Raw genomic sequence first — 22,745 nt, 5'->3', positions numbered from 1 at the left:
CCACACGTTTAGTCATTAATACCCCTTTGACTACCCTGCAAGCAGTGCTTCACTGGGGCTCTCAAGCTTACCCGGATCCAGGAGCCCTCCAATGAACCTGCACCAGTACGCTGAAACCCACGAAGTCACCAACCAGCCGCCATCCCTCGACGGTGCCAACCTGTACCGCCTCGACATTCCACTGCAGGAATGGTCACGGCGTTTTGGTGCAGGTTGGGCCGAGTCGCGGATCGATGCCTATGGTGCCCTGGCCGGTGGCCCGCTGATGCGGGCAGGCTTCCTGGCCAACGCACACAAACCTGAATTCAGCAGCCACGACCGTTACGGCCATCGCATCGACCTGGTCGAGTTCCACCCGGCCTACCATGAGCTGATGCGTACCGCCGTCGAACATGGCCTGCCTTCCTTGCCGTGGGCCGAACCCCGCGCAGGTGCCCATGTTGCTCGGGCGTCGATGACCTACCTGCACAGCCAGGCCGAGGCCGGCACCGGTTGCCCGCTGACCATGACGTTTGCCGCCGTGCCGGCATTGCACCTGCAGCCTGAGCTGGCTGAGTACTGGCTGCCTAAGGTCCTTGCCTGCGAATATGACCCGCGCAACATTGGCGACCGCCACAAGGCCGGGGTCACCCTGGGCATGGCCATGACTGAAAAGCAGGGCGGCACCGATGTGCGCGCCAACACTACCCGGGCCTATCCGGTCGGTGCACCGGGCCCGGGGCAGGCCTATGAGCTGGTTGGCCACAAGTGGTTCTGCTCGGCGCCGATGTGCGACGCTTTCCTGACCTTGGCGCAAACCGAAAAAGGCCTGAGCTGCTTCCTGCTGCCGCGCCACCGCCCGGATGACAACCGCAATCAGTTCTATATCCAGCGCCTGAAGAACAAGCTGGGCAACAGCTCCAACGCCTCCAGCGAGGTGGAGTTCCGCGGTGCGCTGGCGTGGATGATTGGCGAAGAGGGGCGCGGTGTGCCGACCATCATCGAGATGGTCGCCATGACCCGGTTCGACTGCATGGTCGGCTCCAGCGCACTGATGCGCCAGGCGTTGACGCAGGCAGCCCACCATTGTGCACATCGCAAGGTCGGCGGGCGGGTGCTCAATGAGCAACCCCTGATGCAGAACGTGTTGGCCGACCTGGCCCTGGAAAGCGAGGCTGCGCTTGCCCTGAGCTTGCGCATGGGCCAGGCGCTGGAGCAACTGGACGACCCGCAGCAGGCGCATTTCGCCCGGTTGGTCACGGCGGTGGGCAAGTACTGGATCTGCAAACGTGCGCCGGCCATGATCAACGAGGCCGCCGAATGCCTGGGTGGCGCGGGTTATGTGGAAGACAGCATTCTGCCACGGCTGTACCGCGAGGCACCGGTCAACTCTACCTGGGAGGGCTCGGGCAACGTGCAGTGCCTGGATGTGCTGCGGGCCTTGTCCAAGGAGCCGGGAGTACTCGATGCACTGTTTGCCGAGCTGGGTGACGGGCATGGCGACCCGCGCCTGGCGGCGCATATCGGCAACCTCAAGGGGGCGTTTGCCGACACCGGTGACATGCAGTACCGCGCGCGCCAACTGACCGAGGATATTGCCCTGGCGTTGCAGGCCAAGCTGCTGCTGGAGGCGGGGAATACGGAGGTCAGTGATGCGTTTATCGGCAGCCGCTTGGCCGGTGGTGGCCGGGTGTATGGGGCGCTGCCGCGAGGTGTGGATGTGATGGCATTGGTAACAAGGGCTACGCCTGCCTGGCCGCTGTAGCAGCGGGCTCGCCCGCGAATCAACCCAACAGCGATCAATGGGGGTGTATTTAGCCAAGAAGGCAGGCAAGATGGATCACATGCATGTCCAGACAGGAAGCACAGTGTGAGCCACGCTTTTGTAGTCGTTGATACCCCCGAACAGGCCGTCGACCGTCTGGCGGCCTTGCATGAACAGGCCACAGGGGCCCTTAGTAAGGCCTTGAAGCGTTACCTGAAGGACCGTACCGAGCCCGATGCCGATGAGCGCGACCTGTTCCGCTACCCGGCACTGCGTCTGACCTACTACAGCCATGGCGAAGTCGCCGCCACCACCCGCGCCTACGCCAAGGTCCAGGTTGCCGGCACCTACAGCGTCACCGTCACCCAGCCCGCTGCGTTCCGTGGCTACCTGCTGGAACAACTGCGCCCGCTGATGCATGACTACACCGTCACGGTAGAGGTCGGCGTCAGCGAGCAGAACATCCCTTACCCCTATGTGGTCGACCAGGGCGACGAGCTGGCTGGCAGCGGCATTACCGCTGCGCAACTGGCGCGGGTGTTCCCCAGCACCGACCTGTCGGCGGCCACCGACAACATCGCTGATGGCCTGTACGACTGGGACCGTGCCGAAATCATGCCACTGGCGTTGTTCGATGCCGCGCGGGTCGACTTCTCGCTGCGCCGCCTGGTGCACTACACCGGCAGCGACTGGCGCCATGTACAGCCGTGGATCCTGCTGACCAACTACCACCGCTATGTCGACCAGTTCATCAGCCATGGCCTGGAACAGCTGCGTGACGACTCGCGCTTCGTGCGTATGGTGCTGCCGGGCAACGTCGTGATCGAAAAGGGCATGGACCATGGCGAAACCCAGGCTCTGGTGGCCAGCGTGGTCTGGCACCGCTTCCAGATGCCGGCCTACCACCTGATCGCCGCCGACGGCAATGGCGTTACCTTGGTCAACATTGGTGTCGGCCCGTCCAACGCCAAGAACATCACCGACCACCTGGCCGTGCTGCGCCCGCATTGCTGGCTGATGATCGGCCACTGCGGCGGCCTGCGGCAGTCGCAGACCATCGGCGACTACGTGCTGGCACACGCCTATATGCGCCGTGACGGCATTCTCGACCGGGTCGTGCCGCCGAATATCCCGATCCCGGCCCTGGCCGAAGTGCAGATGGCCTTGCAGGAGGCTGCCGCACAGGTCACTGGCGAGCGTGGCGAGCAGTTGAAAAAACGCCTGCGCACCGGCACCGTGCTGACCTACGACGACCGCAACTGGGAGCTGCGCTGGGCCCAGGAACGCCCGCTGATCAACCTGTCGCGTGCCGTGGCGGTGGATATGGAAAGCGGCACCATTGCTGCCCAGGGCTACCGTTTGCGCGTGCCTTACGGCACCTTGCTGTGTGTGTCCGACAAGCCGCTGCACAGCGAGATCAAACTGCCAGGTTCGGCCAACGCCTTCTACAACCGGGCGGTCAGCCAGCACCTGAAGATCGGCATTGCCGCCCTCGACCTGCTGCGCACCGAGCTCAACTCGCTGCACTCGCGTAAACTGCGCAGCTTCGATGAGCCGCCGTTCCGCTGAGGATCCATGTCACTGCCACCCCGTAACAAGCCGCGCCGCCCCCAGGCGCGGCCTGCCGCCGGCCCGCGTCGCCAGGCCAAGGCGCTCCCCGCCGAGCCGCGCCTGATCCTGTTCAACAAACCGTTCGATGTGCTGACCCAGTTCAGCGACGGTGAAGGGCGCGCGACGCTCAAGGACTTCATCGACATCCCGGGCGTATACCCGGCCGGGCGTTTGGACCGCGACAGCGAAGGCTTGCTGTTGCTGACCAACGATGGTGGGCTACAGGCGCGGATTGCCGACCCGAAGCACAAGCTGGCCAAGACCTACTGGGTCCAGGTGGAAGGCGAACCGAGTGACGAGCAGTTGCAGCGTTTGCGCGATGGTGTGGAGCTGAACGATGGGCCGACCTTGCCGGCCGAGGCGCGGCGCCTGGAAGAACCCGAGCTGTGGCCGCGCAACCCGCCGGTACGGTTTCGCAAAAGTGTGCCGACCAGCTGGCTGGAGCTGGTGATTCGCGAAGGGCGTAACCGCCAGGTGCGGCGGATGACGGCGGCTGTGGGCTTGCCGACCTTGCGCCTGGTGCGCGTGCGGATTGGTGACTGGGCGCTGGATGGGCTGGAGCAGGGTTGCTGGCGGGAGGTCCCTGCCAAGCTCTAGTTCAGGTCAGGGCCTGTTCGCGGGCACGCCCGCTCCCACAGGGACGGTGCAGTACTTGAAAGCAGCGCCCAACCTGTGGGAGCGGGCGTGCCCGCGAATGGCCCTGAAATGTTTTATACGCCTTCCAGAAACCCCACCACCACGCTTTTGATGATGAAGGCCAGCACCCCCAGGCCCAGCACGAAGAACAGGATCAGCGTGCCGAACTTGCCTGCCTTGGACTTTTTCGCCAGGTCCCAGACGATGAAGCCCATGAAACCGATCAATACGGTGACCAGGATAATCATCATCCATTCTTCGAATACGGCGGGATCCATCGGTGTTCTCCAGGCGGGTTGAGCGTCCGATTATACGCCGGCTGGCGTGAGCATTTAACGCAGGTGGGTCAATGGCAGCTCGGTGCTGGCCAGTACCTGGTTGAGCACGAAGCTCGAACGCACGCTGGTGACGCCTTCGATACGCGTCAGGCTGCCTAGAAGCAGTTTCTGGTAGTGGTCCATGTCCGGCACCACCACTTTCAGCTGATAGTCCGCATCCATGCCGGTGACCAGGCTGCACTCGAGCACCTGCGGCAGGTTACGGATGGCGGCCTCGAATGTTTCAAAGCGCTCAGGGGTGTGGCGGTCCATGCCTATCAACACATAGGCGGTCAGGCTCAAGCCCAGCTTCTTGCGGTCGAGCAGGGCCACCTGGCGCGAGATGTAGCCGTCGTCTTCCAATTGCTTGACCCGACGCGAGCATGGCGATGGCGACAGGCCGATGCGTTCGGCCAGTTCCTGGTTGGAAATGCGCGCATCGCGCTGCAATTCGGCGAGGATGCTCAGGTCGTAGCGGTCAAGTTTGCTCATGGCATTTGCCTTTTCTGTTCGGATTGCTGCGAATTATCAATCCAGGGTGAAAAATTGCGCAAGTGCTATTTATCTGAGCAATCTTCGCAATCCTCTGTCGCAACCCCTCCGGTATCTTTATCACCAGAATCACTGCCCGGACATCAGTCCACGGCGACGCGCCCTAGGCGGGCGGTCGCGGCCAGCCATCCAACAGGATCTGCAGGCCCCCGGGCTACACACCCTCCAGAAGACGGTGTGAGGTGAGCCGGCGCCACAAGTGCCGAGCACGGACGACAATTCCTGAAGGGAGGCCCTGTGGCCTCCCTTTTTTCATGCCGGAAATTTAATTGGCCTGTGTCATGGGCGCGGTAGACTGGCGGTGGTTGCAGTTTTTTCTACCGAGAGGAACACCATGACGTCGCGCATCTGGCAGTTGGCAGGTGTTGGTTTGCTAGGTTTGAGCATCAGCCTTGGGGCCCTGGCTGAAGGGCCTGGCGAGGGGCCGTCGGGGCGCTCGCTCAACTCGCGCGACGAAGTGCGCCAGACCCAGCCGCCGCGCCAGGGGTATTACCAGGACATTCCCCGCCGCCACGGTGATGATCACCACTGGCAAGCCGGTGGCCCGGGGCAACGGCCCGGTGGCGACTGGCAGGGGCGTCCGGATGGCCACGGCAATGGCTGGGGGCCTGGGCCGCAGTATCGCCCAGGGCACAGGGTGGACCATTTTTCTGACCGCTACTGGAAAGTACCCTACCGGGGCGCTGACTATTTCTACTCCGGGGGTTACTGGTACCGCCCGCACGGGGGCAATTACATCGTGGTGACCCCGCCGTACGGCGTGCGGGTCAATTACCTGCCGCCTTATGCGCGGGAAGTGTGGTTGGGTGGCGCGCTGTTCTTTCTGGTGGCCGATACCTATTACCAGTACCTGGCAGACAGCCAGGAATATGTGGTGGTCAACCCGCCGGTCGGCGTGCCTTCGCCCGTGCCGGTGGCCCCGGCAAATGGCGGGTATGACGTGGTGGCCTATCCGATGTATGGCCAGGGGCAGGAACAGCAGGAGCAGGACCGCTACCAGTGTCATCGCTGGGCTGTGAGCCAGTCTGGCTTCGACCCGGCGACGGCGACTTACGCACCGGCGGCCAATGTGCTCGACAACTATCGGCGGGCGCTGGGTGCCTGTTTCAGTGGCCGGGGTTACAGCATCAACTGAACCCTGCACGGAACCCCTGTAGGAGCGGGTTTACCCGCGAATACGGTAGCGGCGGCAACGGCAAACGGCGGGTGGAAATTGGCCAGCAGCCCCGGCCCTTTCGCGATGAACCCGCGCCTACAAGGGGTGGGGCATGGGGTTACCTCATACCGGGTCGGCGTGCACCATCACGTCTGCCTGTGGATAACGCTGGCGGATCACCCGCGAGGCCTCCACGCACAAGCCATGCGCCTCATGCAGCGGCAGGTGCCCCGGCAGCTCCAGGTGCAGTTGCACAAACCACTGGTTGCCCGAGACGCGCGTGCGCAGGTCATGCACGCCTTTCACGCCTGCAACGGCCAGCACCAGCGCGGCCATGTCCTCGCCAACATCGCCGGGTAACGCCTTGTCCATCAGGATCGCCGTACTTTCGCGGGCAATTTGCAGCGCGCTCCAGAGGATGTAAAAGGCGATGCCCAGGCCGAACAGCGCATCCAGCTGCGGCCAGCCAAAGCGCGCCAGCAACAGGGCCAGCAGAATGCTGCCGTTGAGCAGCAAGTCCGAGCGGTAGTGCAGGGAATCTGCCCGTACTGCAGTAGAGCCGGTGAGCCGGACCACTTTGTGCTGCAGTGCCAGCAGGGCGACGGTCAGCACCAGCGACAGCAGCATCACCGCGATGCCGATGGAGGTATCACCCAGCGGTTGTGGGGTGTAAAGGCGCTCGACCGCCTGCACCCCGATCAGCACCGCACTGCCGCCGATGAACAGCGCCTGAGCCATACCGGCCAAGGCCTCGGCCTTGCCATGGCCGAACCGGTGATCGTCGTCGGCCGGACGCAGGGCGTAGTGTACCGCCAGCAGGTTGAGGAACGAGGCCACTGCGTCCAGTGCCGAGTCGGTCAACCCTGCCAGCAGGCTCACGGACCCGCTCAGCCACCAGGCCAGCGCCTTGCTCAGCACCAGGATGCTGGCGACCGTCAGTGACGCGCGAGTGGCCAGGCGCAGCAGGCGCTGGTGTTCGGCTGGGGTAGTGATCATCCGTGGACAGTGTCCTTGTGGATCAGGCTGCCGGGACCAGGCCCAGGCTGGCCAGTTGTTCGATGCTGCCGCGGTGCTGGATCAGCCTTGGGTCGTTCAGCGGCAGGCGCTGGCCCAGTTCGCTTTCCAGAATGGCCTGCAACTTCAGGTTGTCGACCTTGCCATCGGGGCTGACGGCTTCTTGCAGTTTGGCCGGGTCAACCTGAGCAGTACGGCCACCCGGGTAATAGATGGCGCCGGTGGCGAAGTCGATACCGAAGGCAATCAGCCCCGGGATCACATAGAACAGGATGCCGATCGCATCCATGGCGGCAACCACAGGGTCAATCTTGCCGCCGATCTGGCCGCGCCGGTCCGGGTAGAAAATGGTGCCGCAGGCCGTCAATTGGGTCAGCAGGGTGGCGATGAGGGCGCCACCGATGACGCGGGTCGAGATACGCATGTAAATCTCCGAAAAGTAATCAGCAGGGCAAGCGAAGCGCCTGCGCCTGATGCTAAGACCATGATAGAGCAGGCTGGGTTCGCCGTTATACTCGCGACACTGTTCGAGGACCACCATGATTTCATTACCCATTGATGCTGCCTTGCCCGCCCTGCGCCAGGCTCTGGAAAACCGTGACGAAGTGGTGCTTGAAGCCCCGCCCGGTGCTGGCAAGACCACCCGCGTGCCGCTGGCGCTGCTGCACGAACCGTGGCTGGCCGGGCAGACCATCCTCATGCTCGAGCCAAGGCGCCTGGCAGCGCGGGCAGCAGCCGAACGGCTGGCCAGTGAGCTGGGCGAGCAGGTTGGGGAAACGGTGGGTTACCGCATCCGCCTGGACAGCAAGGTCGGGCCGAAAACCCGTATCGAAGTGGTGACCGAAGGCATCCTCACACGCCGCCTGCAAGCGGACCCGGCGCTGGAAGGTGTGGGCCTGCTGATTTTCGACGAATTTCACGTTTTGCTGATCGGTCATTCTTCAGCTCTGGCTTGTCAGGCTTTTCAGTCAAAGCCCACAAGGCTTTGATGCTCCTGCTCCTGCTCCTGCTTCATCTACCTGCCTTCACCGTCCCCTCCAGCTCCAGCTCGCAGAACCCACCCGCCTCCATGGTCATCACGCCCCCATCACCACCATCGCAATCACCTCAAATTCCTAGCATCATCAGCACATCCAAATTCATCACCGGGACAGTGCATGAGCGGGTCGAAAGCTAAGTCAACAACCAGCGCTAAGAAGAAAGCCGAAGCCAAGCCAAAGCGTGACGACTTCGTAGGATCAACACCGCAAAAGATTCGCGACAGTGCTGGAAATGTGTGCTCTTACCCTGGCTGTCACGTACACACTCATGGTGCGAAATCAAACGGAGAGGGCACTGTAAGCGTTGGTGTTGCATGCCACATCAAAGCCGCTGCGCCAGGTGGCCCGAGGTACGACGAGCAGCAAACCTCAGAACAGCGAAAGCACTTCGATAACGGCATCTGGATGTGCCAGACACATTCAAGGTTGATCGATGCGGACGATTCTGCCTTTAGCGTCGAAACCCTCCTTCAGTGGAAGCGCGATGCGGAAGCTAGATCCAACTCGTTACTGAATCAGAAAAGCTTCACCGAAAAGGAAGTGAAGGTAGCCGCAGAGCAAGGCTCAGTAGATCTGCTCCATCGGTTCGTGAATCGAGCTAATGACCCGCTCGAGACACCTGTAGCGGAGATAGTGAAGGGCTACGAATCTAACCTAGAAAACCTCGATTCGCGCTTCACTGTTGAGGTGAACAAAAGCGGAAATCACTACACGCATGTGATTCAGGCAGCTCAAGACAAGGTCAGCATCGACTTGGTATTGCAGAACCTCGATAAGCTGGATGATTTCTGGGCGGCGCAAAAGGCGTTTGTTGAAGAAGGCAGGGAGCTTAGGATCCCCGGTAAGCATTTTGAGCTCAAGGGTTCCAAACTCTTCGATGCTATTCAGCAGAAAGCCAATGGTGTTGGCCAAGGGGTGTTGACTATCGGTGGGGTCAAGAAACCGATCGCCGCCAATCTCTATATCCGCACCGATGGCGGGAGCGAAGTATTCATTGAGTCATTCACGTGCTACTACACCTCCGGCACTATGAGGACAGTCTTCGAGGGCTCGGCCTTGGAAGGCTTCATCGCGATCAAAGCCCATTGCTCGCATGAGGGGCAGGATCATCAGTTTGATCTGTCATTCAATGTTGAGCCTTGGAAGGGGAAAAACATACTCGAGCTGCCTCGTTTTGCTCGACTGTTAAAAGCAGCCCAGCTGATGGACAAGGGCAGGCTGGTTTTTGAGCTGGAGGTTGGCAGCAATGCTGCATCGTTTGACTCCAAATCGAGCATGATCTCCGATGAGTTCCACGCCCAGTTGCAATGGGTGATTCTCTATTTAGACGTGGCACGCAAGATCGCTGAGCAGTGCGATAAGCCTGTGCTGCTGCATGAGCTCGACTTCGATTATCAGCTTTATAAGGAGCTGAAGAAGTACGCAAAGCTTTTAGCTGGCCCCATCCATACGCAGCAGAACCCTGGTTTTGTTTGCTCAGGGGTACTGAATGAGTACGAGCCTGGTGCAATGGAGCGCGCTCAGTCCAGAGGCTGTTCTTCTCAGATAAAGCTGGCGCAAGAGGATTCGTTGGTGTTTGGGCTGTTTGGGACGGTCATACGGGCTCCAAGGAGGGAGTACATTTATACGGGCGTTGAAACGCTCTACTTCAGCGACATCGAAGAGCGCGGTGAGCCAAGGGTTGAGATTCACGCGACTCCTGAAACGAATGTTGTTGTTCAACTGCAGCCTGGCGAAGCGTGGACTGTTTTGGACGACTGGGATGGATCAGAGCTGCCGGCAGTAATTGACTGATCTCAGCAGAGCCCCTCAGCCTGGTTGACCCCCTTAAGCGAGCGGAGCACATGCAAGGCGGCGACAGACGATCACCTCTCATGTAGGTCGTGTCGGTTGTAGTGGCAAGTTGCCACGCGCCACGGCTACTATTGGCCGACGCTGCTTCACGCCGAGACTTCCAAGGAGGGTCGCCATGTGGGTTGATAACGAGACGGATACAGACTTTCTCAACTTCTCTGGTGTGGCTGACACTGTCGCTGAGATCATCTACTCAGCGAACGGCCGTCCGATTTCCATCGGCGTCTCTGGTGCCTGGGGCGCCGGCAAGTCGTCGATGATCAAGCTGATCCAAGCCTCCTTAAAAAACCCGCCCGAGCCAGGTGAAAAGCCGGCCAAAGACTTCGTGTTCGTTGAGTTCAATGCCTGGCTCTACCAAGGCTACGACGATGCACGCGCAGCGCTGATGGACGTGATCGCATCGCAACTGGAAGCTGAGGCGAAAGCCCGTAGGAAAGGTTTGGACAAAGTTGCTGATCTCGCCGCACGGGTGAATTGGCTGCGCGTCGCCAAGCTTGCCGGTAATGGCATTGTATCCCTCGCCACAGGCATTCTGAATCGCCCCTGGTTTCCTAGACACTCTCCAAGCTCAGGAAATAGCGTTTCTCATACTCTATTGGAGACAGCTGCATAGCACTGCTGTGTCGGCGTTTAGGGTTATAGAACATTTCGATGTAATCGAAAATATCACTTCGGGCTTCTTCACGGGTTGTGTAGATCTTTCGTCGGATGCGCTCCCGCTTCAAAAGTTGGAAAAAGCTCTCGGCTACGGCATTGTCGTGGCAGTTTCCCCGCCGACTCATGCTGCTGATTACATTGTTAGCCTTCAAGAAGCTTTGCCAATCTGAGCTACTGAACTGACTACCTTGATCTGAGTGAATCATCACTTGCTGCTGTGGCTTGCGTCGCCACACAGCCATCAACATTGCGTCGATAGCCAGGTCGCTGCACATCCTTGGCTTCATTGACCAACCAATTACTTGGCGTGAGAACAGATCCAGCACTACCGCTAGATAGAGCCATCCTTCATAGGTGCGGATGTAAGTGATATCTGTCACCCAGACCTTGTTCGGCTCACTGACCTTGAACTGCCGCGCGAGGTGGTTGGGCGAGGCCACTGTTGGTTTTCCACCGTAAAACCCTGGACGCCGCCGATAGCCCGTTTGCGAACGCAGCCCCTCCGCCTGCATCAAGCGCCCGACTCGATTTCGTCCGCATTCCTCTCCCAGCTCACGTAGGTCATCGTGAATTTTGCGGTAGCCGTATACACCTCCGCTTTCTAGCCAAGCGTGCTTGATCAAGCCAAGCAGACGTTGATCTTCTTTTGCTCGGGCAGATTGAGGCTCGGCCAGCCAGGCGTAGTAGCCGCTGGGGTGCACCTTGAGGGTTTGGCAAAGGCGCCGCACCGGGTAATCAGTCGAGTGCTTCTTGATGAAGGCGTACTTCAGCCGCACTCCTTGGCAAAGTACGCGGCGGCCTTTTTTAAGATGTCTCGCTCTTCAGTCACGCGCTTGAGTTCAGCGCGTAGCTTGCGCAATTCGGCCTGCTGATCGTCGTCTTGCTGACGCTGCTCTTGGGGCTTGGTGTAGACCTTGATCCAGGCGTAAAGGCTATGTACGGACATGCCCAGGCGCTGGGCGACATCGGCGACGGGTTTGCCTTTCTCGGTCACTTGCTTGACCGCTTCGATCTTGAACTCTTCGGGGTAACGCTGACGACTCATGGCACCTCCTATTTGGGCCTCATTATGAGGCTTGGAGGTGTCTACGAAACCAGGGGCGATTCATTCCAGCGCCTGGCTTGATAAGCGATGTAGTAGGACTGTACCACCGAGTCCGTTCTGGTGGAGTCGATCAAGAGGCGATTGAGGCGGCGCACGATGCCGCTGAGCAGGCGAAAGGTGAGGCGGAAAAACTGTTCCGCAGCGCGCCTCCCAAGACGTCGCCACCGAAAGAAATCCAAGCGCTCAGGGATAACTTTGAGGCCATCCTTGACGAGCTGGGCGTGACGCTGGTTGTCCTCATTGACGACCTTGATCGCTGCCTTCCTGAGACGACGATCTCTACCCTCGAAGCTATCCGCCTCTTCTTGTTCCTGCGCAACACTGCGTTCGTGATCGCCGCCGATAACGAGATGATCAAGCACGCGGTGCGTAAGCACTTCAGCGGCGTACCGGATGATTTCCTGGTCACCAGCTACTTCGACAAGCTGATCCAGGTGCCCATTCGTGTTCCTCCACTGGGTACCCAAGAGGTGAGGGCGTACATGATGATGCTGTTCCTTGAGAACAGTGCGTTGCCGAAAGAGGTGCTCGAGGACATCCGGCTCAAGGTACGCGGCCAGCTCCGTACGACCTGGCAAGGCAATCGCGTGGATCGAGCCTTCATGCAGGGCTTGTACAAAGACTACCCCTCCGAACTGATTGGCAAGTTCGACACTGCCGAGCGCTTGGCAGCAGTCATGACTTCTGCCTCAGGTATTCAAGGCAACCCGCGACTCATCAAGCGCTTCCTCAACGCGCTGGCCATCCGTATGAGTATCTCGCGCGCCCAAGGCGTAGGAGTTGATGAAGCTGTGCTGGTTAAGCTGATGCTGTTCGAGCGCAGCGGTAACCCGAAGGCCTACGAAGAGCTGATGAAGGCAGTGGCTACCGACAAACACGGGAAGCCGGCCATGCTTCGAGACTGGGAAGACCATATAGACAAAGGCAAGACCCTAGCTCTATCCCAGCCTTGGGATCAGCCATTTGTGAAAGAGTGGTTGGCTCTCCCTCCCGCGTTGGCAGACAAAGATCTTCGTGGTGCGATCTACGTGAGCCGCGAGCATGCACCGATCATTACAGATGAGGATCGACTGTCGTCAGAAGCTGCAGAGCTGTTGACGGCTCTGCTCGAGATACCTGAGATGGCGCCTCAACTGAAGGAGCGTCTGGGAGCCCTTGCACCTGTTGAGATCAACGTTGTTATGGATCGCTTGCTGGACAAAGCAGGTGGAGAACAGGAATGGGGCGTGCCAGACATTCTTGAAGCAATGCTGGTTGTTGCAAGGCTGGATGCGCAACAAGGGCTTCGGCTGGCTGCATTTTTGAAGGAGCGTCCACCAGCGCAGATTCAGGCCGGTATCGTGCCTAAATTGAGCGATGAAACATGGGCGAAATCGGTCTGCGATTTCTGGCTGAGTGCCGACGTCGGCATGCCGGTAAAAACTGCGATAAGGAAGTTGAATGGGAACGTCACAAAATAACGACGGGCCAGGGAAGGGTACGCCGTACGTACCACCTTGGACGCCGCCATTGCCCCCGGTGCCCCCTCAGCCGCCTGTTCCTCCCGAGCCGTTAGATCCGACTGATCCAGAGTGTGGCCCACCAGACGAAGGGCCTCCTGATCCAGACAAGGAGGCAACTGATGATGGAGAGGAAGGTACAGATGATAGAGGGCCGGTGCCGCAAGCGCCGCAGCCAATAGCGCCACCTGGACGATTTGGTGGTGCACGTCGTGGCCTAGGTGACTATGCGAGCAACGGTGATCGACGCAGCCTGCGCAAAAGCCTCCGCGACTACGTGCGCCAGGGTTATGGCGGATCTAAAACGACCACTGCACGATTCGGTGGTACTGCCTCGGTTGCCGGCGCTCTGGGTCAAGCACTCGAATCCGCCGCTGATAGTGCCAACCAAGCTGCACCAGGCGTGCTCGATCCCGCTATGTGGCAAGGTCGTTCGCCTTCCGAGGTCATGGATGCGCTGGTAGAAGCGGTGCGTCCTGTGGACGGAACTCAAGACGCCGAGGCCGAGCGCGCGTCTATTCGAGGTTCTCTGTCTGATGTGCTCGTGCGTTATCCGGATGCCGACCTGCTCAATCTTTCAACAGAGCAACGGGCATTTGTGATTGAGCGATTCACCGCGATGGATGTGTTCCACCGATATGAACTCGACCTTGGCAAAACCATTCAAGAGAAGGCTAAATCGGCAACCGTAGCTGTACGCCGCTTGAAGGAAGTCAAGGACTACATCAAAGAATGTGTCTCTGCGTCGTTTCGCAAGATCGCGGCAACTGGGGCCCGCCTGACAACGGGCCGGATTTCGCAGGTGGTCAGCCAGGCATTGCAGGACACCTTTGAAGTGTTTGAGGGGTACGTCGAATGAGGTTCATATGCGGCCCAGCCGATTTCACAGTGCCGGGTGTCGATGATGCGATGCAGGTGGTGATCTACGGCAAGGCAGAGAAAGGGCAGGTGAGTGTCGGAGGGTATGCTCGCGAGCTTCTGGAGAAAGCCCACTTGGAGATCGACCCCCGAGCCTGGGATTTCCTGAGCATTGCGCTTGCGGTTGTCGCAGCAGACTTCACTGCTCTTCGTGCAAAAAGCGCTGATGCTTGGACGCGTGTGATTGATCTAGATATTGCCGTTCAAGATCCGGAGTTCTGGAACACTCAAGCTCGAGCGCTTGAAGGAGCTTTGCGCTTTCTCACCACGGATCGTTGGACGCTCACATTCCATGCGGGTGGATTCGGGCCTCCTGCGCAGCTGCAGGCTCTGCATCCTAGCGAAGACGCTGTCGTGCTTCTGTCGGGTGGCTTGGACAGTTTGATCGGTGCTATCGATTTGGTGGAGCAAGGTGTGAAGCCATACGCGGTGAGCCAGATCGTTAGGGGTGATGGAGAAAAGCAGGATCGCTTCGCCAAGAGTTTGGGCTTGGAGCGACTTGGCCTTAACCATGTCACGAAATCACCCGGCCAGCAGGAGCCATCGCAGCGTGCTCGTTCGATAATCTTCTTGGCGTTTGGGTTGGCGGTGGGGACGTCGCTTGACCGTTATCACAGGGGCCAGACTGTGCCGCTCTACATCTGTGAGAACGGCTTCATTGCAATCAACCCTCCATTGACGATATCCAGGCTCGGTAGCCTGAGTACGCGTACAGCCCATCCTGAATACCTTGGGCGGCTTCAACAGATCCTCGATGCTGCTGGCATCAATGTGCAGATTCGAAATCCCTATGCCTTGATGACCAAGGGTGAAATGCTCGCTGCATGCCGAAACCAGAGTTTGCTCAAAGAGCATGCTGTGGCTTCAACAAGTTGCGGACGATTTCAGCGTTTCGGGTACAAGCACTGCGGTCGTTGTGTGCCTTGCCAGGTGCGGCGCGCCTCTTTCAAACGATGGTCTGCGATACGCGACGACACCCGGTACGTCTATGACAACCTGAGCCTGGATGATCTGCAGCATGGGAAGTTTGAGGACGTACGGTCTGTCGGCATGGCTTTAGCCAATGTTGCCCACGAGGGATTTGAGCACTGGCTGGGACATAGTCTGTTCTCGCCCTTTATCCAGGATCGAGCTGGTTACAGTGCGATGCTTGCCAGAGGATTGGACGAGCTTGGCCGTCTGCACCAAGCCTACAAGCTCAGCTAAATGCTTCATCGCTAAGCCCAGTAAAATGCAATGCCAGTCGACGCCTCGCGGATGGGGTGTCGACTTGCCCGAGAGGGGGTGCCCACTAGAAATGCGCACGCTATATCGGCGCAAAATCCTGCCAGATTGCGTCGCTCAGTGCCGGGAAATGGTGCGGTTGGATAAAGAAAAAGGATATTTGTAACAAGATAAAACAGGATTGAAACCGAGAAACCCTTGTCCCATGCGGGCTGTGCATGCGTACAGTACAAAAATGGGATCCAAGACACAGTTTGCGCACAAGTTATCCACACCCCATCAACTTGCGCGTCTCGAAATAGCCCCTTATCTTGTAGCTAAGTCGTAACGAGGCCACTATATCTTGGGTTTCGGCGGCTAAGGCGGAATCGAAAAAGCTAGCAGGCACATGCGCAACGTTTGCAGACACAACGCATGAACCTGCCACCCGATACCGCTCATGAAAGCGGTGGGATGCGCATTTAGAGATAACCAGGGGAGGGTGTCAACGCTCTACCAGAGGTTTCTGCTCAACGTGCTCCCGCCTGAATCTCGATTCAAGACTGTGGAGTATTCCCTGCTATGTCTAAAAATACGAAAGAAACGTCCCCGAAGGTTGCCACCCTGGCATCTGAAACCCTGCGCGACTCGAACTCTTCTGCGATTCAGAAGAAGCTCGCAGCATCTGCCATGTCCCAGGCGTCCTCTGGTAAGCAGACCAGTGCTGAGATGGAAGCGGTAGCTGGTCGCGTGTTGGAAAGCGACAAGTACAGCTCTACTACCAAAACGTTGGCAGCCTCGGTGCTCGCTCAGTCCAACAAAGAGCGGGGTAACTAATCATGGCTCGTTATTACGTGAACAAAAACGCGCAAGCCAACGGCGATCATGAAGTGCACACGGGTAGCTGCACCTTCCTCCCTTCGATTTACAACCGCCAAGATTTGGGCGAGCACACCTCGTGCTTGACTGCTGTTCGTCAGGCTCGGGTGACGTACCCACAGTCCAATGGCTGCCGGTTCTGCTCTTCTCTCTGCCATACCAGCTAACCATTGGCCAGGGTCGACTCTCCTTGTTTGGGAGTGTCGTCCCCTGGTGTTTATGCAGCGGTTTGCTGCGCGTAGAAATCTCGAAGCCTAGGAGGCAGGACATGGCAGTAACGGTGAAGCATTTGGATCTGCAGCAGCAGAAGTACAAATACACCTGGAAGCGCGATAAAGGGGATGGGACGTACGCCGGCCCACTTGACCGAGCTAAGGTCGACAAAGACGAGGGCTATGAGGTCGCTGACTTCATCGAGAAATTGATGAATGACCATGGCAAGTCCGGAGCGGCAAATATCCGTGCCGCAGAGGAAGCTCTCAAGGCACCTCAACTCAGCACCATGACTTCTCGAGCGGATCTCTATAAGGCGGTCAAGGCTGATCTGCGCTGGTAGGTCTGCTAGCCAGTACCTTTCACGATAGTCATGAGATCTATGGGGAAGCGCATGTTGGATGCACCGTTTTTCGATCCGCGTATGCCTTGGTGGTTTGACCAGGTCGCGAAGGATTACAGCCAGAAGCTGGCCACGCTTGGAAAATGGCTTTTTGTAGGAAGCGGCGCGCTGTTCTTTGTTCCGCTAACTCAGTGGCTAGCTTTGGGGTTGGCCGGGGTGCTGCTTGCGACTGCGGTCATCCTAGGGCGTGCTTACAATAAGCATGTTGATGAGTTTATCGAGCACACTTCGCTCGCAAACCTCATCAAAATTTTCGCTCCCACGTGGCGATTTGTGCTCATGACGAGCATTCTCCTCGGGGTTGGCTGTGGGCTGACTGAGTGGAGCTTCTTCGCCGAGTACAAGCAGATCATTATTGGTCTGTTCGTTTCGGGCGGGATTTTGGATCTGGCTTAAGGTCTCTTCAGCAACTGAAGAATGGCAGGTAGCGGCCCGTTTTGGCCAGCTATCCGCTACACAGATCCGTCACCTGACGAACCTTTGTATACTGCGCTCCTGCCGCAGGAGTACTCATGAGTTTGTTGCCAATCAACGCCGCGTTGCCGGCCCTTCTTGAAGCCCTTCAAAATCGAAATGAGGTGGTACTTCAAGCACCGCCTGGCGCCGGTAAAACGACTCGCGTCCCGCTTGCCTTGCTCAATGAACCATGGCTCCAAGGGCAGACGATCATCATGTTGGAACCTCGCCGGCTCGCAGCCCGAGCTGCCGCCGAGCGCATGGCGAACGAGCTAGGCGAGAAGGTCGGTGAGACCGTTGGCTATCGTATTCGCCTGGACAGCAAAGTCGGGCCAAAGACGCGGATCGAGGTGGTGACCGAAGGAATACTGACGCGCCGTCTGCAGAGCGATCCTGCACTTGAAGGTGTGGGGCTCGTAATCTTCGACGAATTCCATTTGAGAAACCTAGATGCCGATCTCGCCTTGGCCCTGACGCTCAATGGTCGCGAGCTTTTCCGGGACGACGCTCCACTCAAGGTGCTGCTGATGTCGGCAACGCTGGAAGGTGAAAGGTTGTCGCGCTTGCTGGATGACGCACCGATCGTGACGAGTGAAGGCCGGATGTTCCCGGTCTCGACAGTCTGGGGAAAACCTCAGCAACCTGGAGAATACGTCGAGCCTCAAGTGATTAGTGCGTGCCTTGAGGCGCTTGCTGATCAGCCTGGCAGCTTGTTGGTTTTCCTTCCTGGTCAAGCCGAGATCCGTCGAGTCGTGACAGGCCTGGAAGATGCTTTGACCCAGTCACCATCACTTCAGCGTGACGTTCTACTTTGCCCCCTTCATGGTGAACTCGATCTGAATCAGCAGCGGGCTGCGATTGATCCGGCACCGGCAGGAAAGCGGAAGGTTGTGCTGGCCACAAACATCGCTGAGACCAGTGTCACCATCGACGGCGTGCGTGTCGTTATCGATGCAGGTCTTGAACGTGTACCACGTTTCGATCCTCGCAGCGGTATGACACGGTTGGACACCCAACGCATATCGAAAGCCAGTGCTACTCAACGTGCTGGTCGAGCAGGGCGGGTCGAGTCAGGTGTGTGCTACCGACTCTGGTCTGAAACCCAGCACGACCAAATGGCGGGTTTCAGTTCGCCCGAAATTCAACAAGCGGATCTCACAGGTTTGGCCCTGCAGCTCGCTAAATGGGGCGTCCAGCCAAGTGACCTGAAGTGGCTTGATGCTCCGCCTACAGCTGCTTACTCGCAAGCGAACGATTTGCTTCGACGGCTTGGCGCCCTGCAACCAGATGGGCAATTAACTAGGCACGGCCAAGCTATGGCTGAGCTGCCGAGTCATCCTCGGATCGCACATTTGCTACTGCGTGGCCATGAGCTTGGTCTGGCTGAAACCGCATGCAACATCGCTGCGTTGCTCGGCGAGCGTGATATTCAGCGTGGCGGTGGAGCAGACCTTCACAGTCGTTTGGCCATCCTGTCCGGTGAGCAGAGAGCACAGCGGGGTGAGCAAGGCGGTGCTCAAAGAGCGAAGCAAATAGCAAGGCAATATCGGTCGTACTTGCGCGGCCAAGCATCGCAACCAGTCGCCGATCCCGACCACTCAAGGTGGGTGGGCTGCTTGCTTGCCTTGGCGTATCCAGATCGTGTTGCACAACAGCGTCGTGCTGGTGGGGCTGAGTATCGTCTGGCTAATGGTCGAGCTGCGATGTTCACCGAAGCTGATGCACTGATGAAGCATTCTTGGCTGGTGATCGCCGACTTGGGAAGCCGGCAGGGCCAGCGTGAGGAGCGGATCTACCTGGCTGCCGATTTGGATGAAGCGTTGTTCGACACTGTCCTTCAAGAACAGGTCTCCCGGGTGGATGAACTTGATTGGGATGAGCGTGAAGGTGTGCTCCGCGCCGAGCGGCAGGAGAAAGTCGGGGAGTTGATTTTGTCGCGTGCGCCTCTGGTCGACCTAAGCGATGAAGCGCGCGTTCAGGCCTTGCTCAACTACGTTCGCCGGAAGGGGCTGGAGCTTCTTCCGTGGACGCCTGACCTGCGTCAGTGGCTGGCAAGGGTGGAGCTGCTGCGCATACTGGATGAAGAATCGGGTAAGCAGAGCGAGTGGCCCGATCTTCGTGATGAAGCCTTGCTGGTGTCGCTCGAGCAGTGGTTGGGCCCCTACGTCGGTAAAGTTACGCGGCTCAGCCATTTTGGTCAGCTCGATCTGTCCTCTATCATCCGCAACCTGCTGCCGTGGCCCCTTCCGCAGCAGTTGGATGCGCAGGCGCCCCAGACGGTTTCGGTACCGTCCGGGTCGAATATTCGAATCGACTACAGCGAGCGTCCGCCCGTACTCGCGGTGAGGCTGCAGGAACTGTTCGGGCAAGCTGACACGCCACGCATCGCGAATGGTCGCCAAGTGCTCAAGCTGCATCTGCTATCGCCGGCGCGGCGTCCCGTACAGGTGACCCAGGACTTGGCAAACTTCTGGGCATCGACCTACGTTGAGGTGAAGAAGGATCTGAAGGGCAGATACCCCAAGCATTTCTGGCCTGACGACCCCCTCGTCGCTCAAGCTACTGCGAGAGCCAAGCCGAGGGGTACCTAATCTGGTCGTAGGCAAGACAAAGACTCAGGGTTGCAATTGTAAGGTCGCTGTCGTCCCGTGGTGTTATCGCTATCCCACTTCACTCATCTGCCGCTGGCATGTGCCAGAACTTGTGTACGGTGGAGTAAGGAATCTCCAGCTTCACTGAGGTCGCTTTCTGGCTGAGGCCGTCAGCCTTGCAGTCGAGGATTGCTTTGATCCTGTCTGGAGGAGTCGGCGGCTTGCCGGACTTCGCCGCTATAAGCGCCCCATTCGAGAATTGCGCAGGCAGGCTTTCCATCACACGCATCTCACGAAGCTTACTCAGCTCTGTCCAGAGGTGCGTCATGAACTCTTCAAGTTGTTCTTGGCGCTCGTAGCAAGAGGCAGCTGCGAGGAGTGCTACCGAATCGACGTCCAGGCGTTTACTGATGTCTTCGAGCATCTCGAAGCTGATGTTGGATTTCGCGTGCTCGATCCTGTGCAAATGCCGAGGCTCCACCGTGGATGCGAGCTGTTCTTGGGACAGGCCGCGAGCAGCACGGGTGGCGCGGAGGACGGCTGCCAGAGTGTATCGCGTTGGCATGGTAGAGCTTCCCGCAAAGGGAAGCATAAGGCCACACCGAAAATTCTACATCCACGTACTATAGGCAGTGAATGCGGAATGATGGTATGGTGGCCCCATCCGTTCCCGCATGTCGCTTTTGTTCTGAGAGCACGATCATCTGTGGGTGCTAAGTTGTCAATTTATATGAATTGTTTAAGGGCCTAGTTCTAGCTAAGCGCCCATGATTTATGGGGGCTACACGTTGTTAGTTACTAACCAGACAGAGCTTCGAGGTCAGTTTCAAGCCCATGACAGTCTGCGCATGCTGTGGAACTCAGCGAGCCTCGATCCGACCGGCTATTACTTCGTGGTGGAAGGGAGCGGAGTTACTGATGCGGGGGTTGGGCCTACTGTGCGGTTGGTGTCGAGCGTCGAAGCTGTTGATGCTTTGTGCAAGGGGAGTTCGCCCGAATTTCTGAGCGTCAACCGGGTTCAGTTGATCGCGCCGCCAGCGATGACCAAACAGCCTGAAATATCGATGCAGCTGCTCAGTGAGATTCGTGTCGAGGAAGGCAGCGAGGCAGATCCTGTGTACGTGTTCGTCACTCGGGACGGGCAGATTTTCACCAGTGCTCGGAGGTGAGGGATGCCAGTTTCCCTGCAAGACGCAATGTCGTTCCTCTACGGAGCCGGTGAGCTCACCCAAGGCTGGACTGGAGAGAGAGCCGACCTGATCGATGTTGCGCAGCAGCGCTTCCCAGGTAAGGCGTTTTGCTTAGTGAAGCGGTGGATCATTGTTGAAATCCCCACGGACGAGGTTGAGTCGCTGCCGGGTGGGATCGCGCCGATGATCGTACTCGCTCATGAGGTCATTCATGACAGTCGAGGACGTTTCGTGCCTGGCAGCTGGGTGAGAACAACCTACGCAATTTCGCATGAGCAGCCATGGATATTCGAGACTCGCAACACGATCTATTTACTAGTCGGCGACGGATACACGAAGCAAGCATCTCTGGAAATGGTGCTGTCGTTTCGTCCCTGAGCACTTCAGATTTTGTAGCCCGGTCGTCCTTCGGACTGGCCCGGGAGTAGCTACGCAGCCCATGCACGACGGAGCGCGAGTATGAAGATCGCGGTTTATTCGGATCTACACAATGAGTTTTCCCCGTTTGAACCACCTCAGCTAGACGTCGACCTGGTTGTGCTCGCTGGGGATATTTCTGTGCGCGGTCGAGGAGTCAAGTGGGCCAACGATACGTTCGACTGTCCGGTGATCTACGTTTGCGGGAATCACGAATACTACGGCGGTCACCTCGATCGGACGCTGACGAAGATGAAGCAGGCGGCAGCCGAGCACGTGCGGGTATTGGACAACGAGTCTTTGATCGTCGGCGATGTCAGATTTTTGGTGGCGACTGCGTGGACGGATTTCACCTCAACCGGCAATTACAGGCTAGCGATGTCATTGTGCTGGGAGCGTATGAACGATTTCAGCCAGATCCGACATGGTGAAGGCTACAGCCGGCTTCGCCCGGTCGACCTCATTGCTCGCAACATCAGCACGCGCGCATTTCTGGCTGAAGAGCTGGCCAACGACTTCGAAGGCAAGACCGTCGTCATCACCCATCATTGCCCGATCGAAGAGGTCGCGGGGGATGGTCATGAAGGCCATCTTGGCGCCGCTTACTTCAATCGGTGGGATGACTTGGTCTCGCAGGCTGATGCCTGGGTTTTTGGCCACACCCACTACGCAGTCGACACTGTCATCGATGGGTGTCGACTGGTTTCAAATCCTAGGGGATATCCCGGTGAAAAGGCCGGCTTTTTGCCGGACTTCGTCTTAGAAATTTAAGCGTTCCCTAGGAGCCTTGGGTGCTTGGGAGAGGGCTAATTTGCATGCAGGAGCGCAAGAACAGATGACAGCTGAGATCATCAGGTATCCAGGCAAAGAGCTAACGGCTTTCCAGCTCAAACGTATCGTTCGAGCTATGAGTCAGAAGTACCCTATTCCGATAACGGCCTATCTGAGCGATGTGGTCATTGCTAACGACTGCGCGATCGGTGCGGTGTTTGGTCAAAGCGCCTCGGGGGTTATCGAAAAGCGCACAGATGCATACTCGTTGACGACTGCGCCGATTTTCACATTGATGAAAATTGAGCAGTTCTGGGTGGTTACTACGAAGGGAGGGAATTTCGTCCTGACGTCGTTCAGACGTGGAATGGGGAGAGCCAGCCTCCGAGCGTTGATCGCTACAGCTGACAAGCCAGACGCGATCACTGCCGTCTAAACCTGCTCGCCACCCGCATTAGGGCACCGGCTAGACCACACAAGCCATTCCTGGCGGTACAGCTTTAGACTGCGGTTCGAAGT

At 58.3% G+C, this 22,745-nt stretch carries 23 protein-coding genes and 1 pseudogene; 18 read left to right on the top strand and 6 right to left on the bottom strand.

Annotation, left to right across the window (positions count from 1 at the left end; translation table 11 throughout):
• The first annotated feature begins 91 nt into the window (after positions 1–91).
• From ACE4QZ_RS24505 to ACE4QZ_RS24495, 3 genes are all read left to right on the top strand, one after another.
• Positions 92–1,744 carry an acyl-CoA dehydrogenase family protein gene (locus ACE4QZ_RS24505; RefSeq protein ID WP_021784380.1) on the top strand — a complete coding sequence of 551 codons (1,653 nt, stop codon included), beginning with the start codon at positions 92–94 and terminating at the stop codon, positions 1,742–1,744.
• A gap of 105 nt (positions 1,745–1,849) precedes the next feature.
• Entirely contained in the window at positions 1,850–3,313 is a 1,464-nt protein-coding gene (amn, locus tag ACE4QZ_RS24500) for an AMP nucleosidase (protein ID WP_021784379.1), read from the top strand.
• A 6-nt stretch (positions 3,314–3,319) separates the two neighbouring features.
• The gene (locus ACE4QZ_RS24495; RefSeq protein ID WP_021784378.1) at positions 3,320–3,952 is read left to right on the top strand and encodes a pseudouridine synthase; all 633 of its coding nucleotides are present in this window, start codon (positions 3,320–3,322) and stop codon (positions 3,950–3,952) included.
• Between the two features lie 113 nt (positions 3,953–4,065).
• Here the strand turns inward: ACE4QZ_RS24495 and ACE4QZ_RS24490 are convergent, their stop codons facing one another.
• Together ACE4QZ_RS24490 and ACE4QZ_RS24485 are read right to left on the bottom strand one after the other, a co-directional pair.
• The gene (locus tag ACE4QZ_RS24490; RefSeq protein WP_003249787.1) at positions 4,066–4,269 is read right to left on the bottom strand and encodes a DUF2788 domain-containing protein; all 204 of its coding nucleotides are present in this window, start codon (positions 4,267–4,269) and stop codon (positions 4,066–4,068) included.
• Positions 4,270–4,323: 54 nt separating this feature from the next.
• Entirely contained in the window at positions 4,324–4,800 is a 477-nt protein-coding gene (locus ACE4QZ_RS24485; protein ID WP_003249795.1) for an Lrp/AsnC family transcriptional regulator, read from the bottom strand.
• A gap of 394 nt (positions 4,801–5,194) precedes the next feature.
• On the opposite strand from ACE4QZ_RS24485, the gene ACE4QZ_RS24480 reads away from it, so the two are divergent.
• Positions 5,195–5,995, top strand: a complete 801-nt coding sequence (locus ACE4QZ_RS24480) for a DUF6515 family protein (protein ID WP_021784377.1) — start codon at positions 5,195–5,197, stop codon at positions 5,993–5,995.
• Between the two features lie 144 nt (positions 5,996–6,139).
• On the opposite strand, the gene ACE4QZ_RS24475 is transcribed toward ACE4QZ_RS24480, so the two are convergent.
• Positions 6,140–7,012, bottom strand: coding sequence for a cation diffusion facilitator family transporter (locus ACE4QZ_RS24475; RefSeq protein ID WP_021784376.1), 873 nt, complete (start codon positions 7,010–7,012; stop codon positions 6,140–6,142).
• Between the two features lie 22 nt (positions 7,013–7,034).
• Complete coding sequence (locus tag ACE4QZ_RS24470; RefSeq protein ID WP_014592516.1) at positions 7,035–7,454, bottom strand: hypothetical protein; 420 nt, start codon at positions 7,452–7,454, stop codon at positions 7,035–7,037.
• A 115-nt stretch (positions 7,455–7,569) separates the two neighbouring features.
• Here ACE4QZ_RS24470 and ACE4QZ_RS24465 point away from each other — a divergent pair.
• From ACE4QZ_RS24465 to ACE4QZ_RS24455, 3 genes and pseudogenes are all read left to right on the top strand, one after another.
• A pseudogene (locus ACE4QZ_RS24465) lies at positions 7,570–7,983 on the top strand (DEAD/DEAH box helicase); the annotation flags it as partial.
• Between the two features lie 204 nt (positions 7,984–8,187).
• Complete coding sequence (locus ACE4QZ_RS24460) at positions 8,188–9,864, top strand: hypothetical protein (protein WP_410480252.1); 1,677 nt, start codon at positions 8,188–8,190, stop codon at positions 9,862–9,864.
• Positions 9,865–10,039: 175 nt separating this feature from the next.
• Positions 10,040–10,537 carry a P-loop NTPase fold protein gene (locus ACE4QZ_RS24455; protein ID WP_410480251.1) on the top strand — a complete coding sequence of 166 codons (498 nt, stop codon included), beginning with the start codon at positions 10,040–10,042 and terminating at the stop codon, positions 10,535–10,537.
• On the opposite strand, the gene ACE4QZ_RS24450 is transcribed toward ACE4QZ_RS24455, so the two are convergent.
• A protein-coding gene (locus tag ACE4QZ_RS24450) for an IS3 family transposase (RefSeq protein ID WP_087785413.1) occupies positions 10,476–11,626 on the bottom strand; the annotation gives its coding sequence in 2 pieces (ribosomal slippage) (positions 10,476–11,392 and positions 11,392–11,626; 1,152 coding nt in all). The two genes, ACE4QZ_RS24455 and ACE4QZ_RS24450, sit on opposite strands and share 62 nt — an antisense overlap.
• A gap of 77 nt (positions 11,627–11,703) precedes the next feature.
• Between ACE4QZ_RS24450 and ACE4QZ_RS24445 the strand changes: the two genes are divergently transcribed.
• From ACE4QZ_RS24445 to hrpB, 7 genes are all read left to right on the top strand, one after another.
• Positions 11,704–13,146, top strand: coding sequence for a P-loop NTPase fold protein (locus ACE4QZ_RS24445; protein ID WP_410480250.1), 1,443 nt, complete (start codon positions 11,704–11,706; stop codon positions 13,144–13,146).
• Between the two features lie 196 nt (positions 13,147–13,342).
• Positions 13,343–14,044, top strand: coding sequence for a Qat anti-phage system associated protein QatB (gene qatB, locus ACE4QZ_RS24440; RefSeq protein ID WP_410480249.1), 702 nt, complete (start codon positions 13,343–13,345; stop codon positions 14,042–14,044).
• Positions 14,041–15,309, top strand: coding sequence for a Qat anti-phage system QueC-like protein QatC (qatC, locus tag ACE4QZ_RS24435; RefSeq protein WP_410480248.1), 1,269 nt, complete (start codon positions 14,041–14,043; stop codon positions 15,307–15,309). The genes qatB and qatC overlap by 4 nt, the downstream gene beginning before the upstream one ends.
• A 579-nt stretch (positions 15,310–15,888) precedes the next feature.
• Complete coding sequence (locus tag ACE4QZ_RS24430; RefSeq protein WP_410480247.1) at positions 15,889–16,143, top strand: hypothetical protein; 255 nt, start codon at positions 15,889–15,891, stop codon at positions 16,141–16,143.
• 310 nt (positions 16,144–16,453) lie between these two features.
• Positions 16,454–16,741, top strand: coding sequence for a hypothetical protein (locus ACE4QZ_RS24425; protein ID WP_027592646.1), 288 nt, complete (start codon positions 16,454–16,456; stop codon positions 16,739–16,741).
• Between the two features lie 51 nt (positions 16,742–16,792).
• Positions 16,793–17,197 carry a hypothetical protein gene (locus tag ACE4QZ_RS24420; RefSeq protein ID WP_027592647.1) on the top strand — a complete coding sequence of 135 codons (405 nt, stop codon included), beginning with the start codon at positions 16,793–16,795 and terminating at the stop codon, positions 17,195–17,197.
• A gap of 116 nt (positions 17,198–17,313) precedes the next feature.
• Positions 17,314–19,848, top strand: coding sequence for an ATP-dependent helicase HrpB (gene hrpB / locus ACE4QZ_RS24415; RefSeq protein WP_027592648.1), 2,535 nt, complete (start codon positions 17,314–17,316; stop codon positions 19,846–19,848).
• A 79-nt stretch (positions 19,849–19,927) separates the two neighbouring features.
• On the opposite strand, the gene ACE4QZ_RS24410 is transcribed toward hrpB, so the two are convergent.
• Positions 19,928–20,413, bottom strand: a complete 486-nt coding sequence (locus tag ACE4QZ_RS24410) for a helix-turn-helix domain-containing protein (protein ID WP_027592649.1) — start codon at positions 20,411–20,413, stop codon at positions 19,928–19,930.
• A 283-nt stretch (positions 20,414–20,696) separates the two neighbouring features.
• Between ACE4QZ_RS24410 and ACE4QZ_RS24405 the strand changes: the two genes are divergently transcribed.
• The 4 genes from ACE4QZ_RS24405 (at position 20,697) to ACE4QZ_RS24390 (ending at position 22,662) form a co-directional block, all read left to right on the top strand.
• Positions 20,697–21,017, top strand: coding sequence for a hypothetical protein (locus tag ACE4QZ_RS24405; RefSeq protein WP_033693948.1), 321 nt, complete (start codon positions 20,697–20,699; stop codon positions 21,015–21,017).
• A gap of 3 nt (positions 21,018–21,020) precedes the next feature.
• Positions 21,021–21,416, top strand: coding sequence for a DUF6957 family protein (locus tag ACE4QZ_RS24400; protein ID WP_410480246.1), 396 nt, complete (start codon positions 21,021–21,023; stop codon positions 21,414–21,416).
• A gap of 81 nt (positions 21,417–21,497) precedes the next feature.
• The gene (locus tag ACE4QZ_RS24395; RefSeq protein ID WP_410480245.1) at positions 21,498–22,226 is read left to right on the top strand and encodes a metallophosphoesterase; all 729 of its coding nucleotides are present in this window, start codon (positions 21,498–21,500) and stop codon (positions 22,224–22,226) included.
• Positions 22,227–22,290: 64 nt separating this feature from the next.
• Positions 22,291–22,662: a hypothetical protein gene (locus ACE4QZ_RS24390; RefSeq protein ID WP_410480244.1), complete on the top strand. Its 372-nt coding sequence runs from the start codon at positions 22,291–22,293 to the stop codon at positions 22,660–22,662.
• Positions 22,663–22,745 lie beyond the last annotated feature (83 nt).

The organism is Pseudomonas sp. DCA-1 (assembly GCF_046523955.1).
Lineage (GTDB): Bacteria > Pseudomonadota > Gammaproteobacteria > Pseudomonadales > Pseudomonadaceae > Aquipseudomonas > Aquipseudomonas putida_Y.
Note: the sequence above shows the minus strand (reverse complement) of the source record. Positions and strands in the feature narration are given on the sequence as shown.

What these genes read in the sequence shown, in the direction of transcription:
- ACE4QZ_RS24505 (WP_021784380.1), top strand. Translation starts at nt 92, where the DNA reads ATGAACCTGCACCAGTACGCTGAAACCCACGAAGTCACCAACCAGCCG.
- ACE4QZ_RS24495 (WP_021784378.1), top strand. Translation starts at nt 3,320, where the DNA reads ATGTCACTGCCACCCCGTAACAAGCCGCGCCGCCCCCAGGCGCGGCCT.
- ACE4QZ_RS24490 (WP_003249787.1), bottom strand. Translation starts at nt 4,269, where the DNA reads ATGGATCCCGCCGTATTCGAAGAATGGATGATGATTATCCTGGTCACC.
- ACE4QZ_RS24485 (WP_003249795.1), bottom strand. Translation starts at nt 4,800, where the DNA reads ATGAGCAAACTTGACCGCTACGACCTGAGCATCCTCGCCGAATTGCAG.
- ACE4QZ_RS24480 (WP_021784377.1), top strand. Translation starts at nt 5,195, where the DNA reads ATGACGTCGCGCATCTGGCAGTTGGCAGGTGTTGGTTTGCTAGGTTTG.
- ACE4QZ_RS24475 (WP_021784376.1), bottom strand. Translation starts at nt 7,012, where the DNA reads ATGATCACTACCCCAGCCGAACACCAGCGCCTGCTGCGCCTGGCCACT.
- ACE4QZ_RS24470 (WP_014592516.1), bottom strand. Translation starts at nt 7,454, where the DNA reads ATGCGTATCTCGACCCGCGTCATCGGTGGCGCCCTCATCGCCACCCTG.
- ACE4QZ_RS24460 (WP_410480252.1), top strand. Translation starts at nt 8,188, where the DNA reads ATGAGCGGGTCGAAAGCTAAGTCAACAACCAGCGCTAAGAAGAAAGCC.
- ACE4QZ_RS24455 (WP_410480251.1), top strand. Translation starts at nt 10,040, where the DNA reads ATGTGGGTTGATAACGAGACGGATACAGACTTTCTCAACTTCTCTGGT.
- qatC (WP_410480248.1), top strand. Translation starts at nt 14,041, where the DNA reads ATGAGGTTCATATGCGGCCCAGCCGATTTCACAGTGCCGGGTGTCGAT.
- ACE4QZ_RS24430 (WP_410480247.1), top strand. Translation starts at nt 15,889, where the DNA reads ATGTCTAAAAATACGAAAGAAACGTCCCCGAAGGTTGCCACCCTGGCA.
- ACE4QZ_RS24425 (WP_027592646.1), top strand. Translation starts at nt 16,454, where the DNA reads ATGGCAGTAACGGTGAAGCATTTGGATCTGCAGCAGCAGAAGTACAAA.
- ACE4QZ_RS24420 (WP_027592647.1), top strand. Translation starts at nt 16,793, where the DNA reads ATGTTGGATGCACCGTTTTTCGATCCGCGTATGCCTTGGTGGTTTGAC.
- hrpB (WP_027592648.1), top strand. Translation starts at nt 17,314, where the DNA reads ATGAGTTTGTTGCCAATCAACGCCGCGTTGCCGGCCCTTCTTGAAGCC.
- ACE4QZ_RS24410 (WP_027592649.1), bottom strand. Translation starts at nt 20,413, where the DNA reads ATGCCAACGCGATACACTCTGGCAGCCGTCCTCCGCGCCACCCGTGCT.
- ACE4QZ_RS24405 (WP_033693948.1), top strand. Translation starts at nt 20,697, where the DNA reads ATGCTGTGGAACTCAGCGAGCCTCGATCCGACCGGCTATTACTTCGTG.
- ACE4QZ_RS24400 (WP_410480246.1), top strand. Translation starts at nt 21,021, where the DNA reads ATGCCAGTTTCCCTGCAAGACGCAATGTCGTTCCTCTACGGAGCCGGT.
- ACE4QZ_RS24395 (WP_410480245.1), top strand. Translation starts at nt 21,498, where the DNA reads ATGAAGATCGCGGTTTATTCGGATCTACACAATGAGTTTTCCCCGTTT.
- ACE4QZ_RS24390 (WP_410480244.1), top strand. Translation starts at nt 22,291, where the DNA reads ATGACAGCTGAGATCATCAGGTATCCAGGCAAAGAGCTAACGGCTTTC.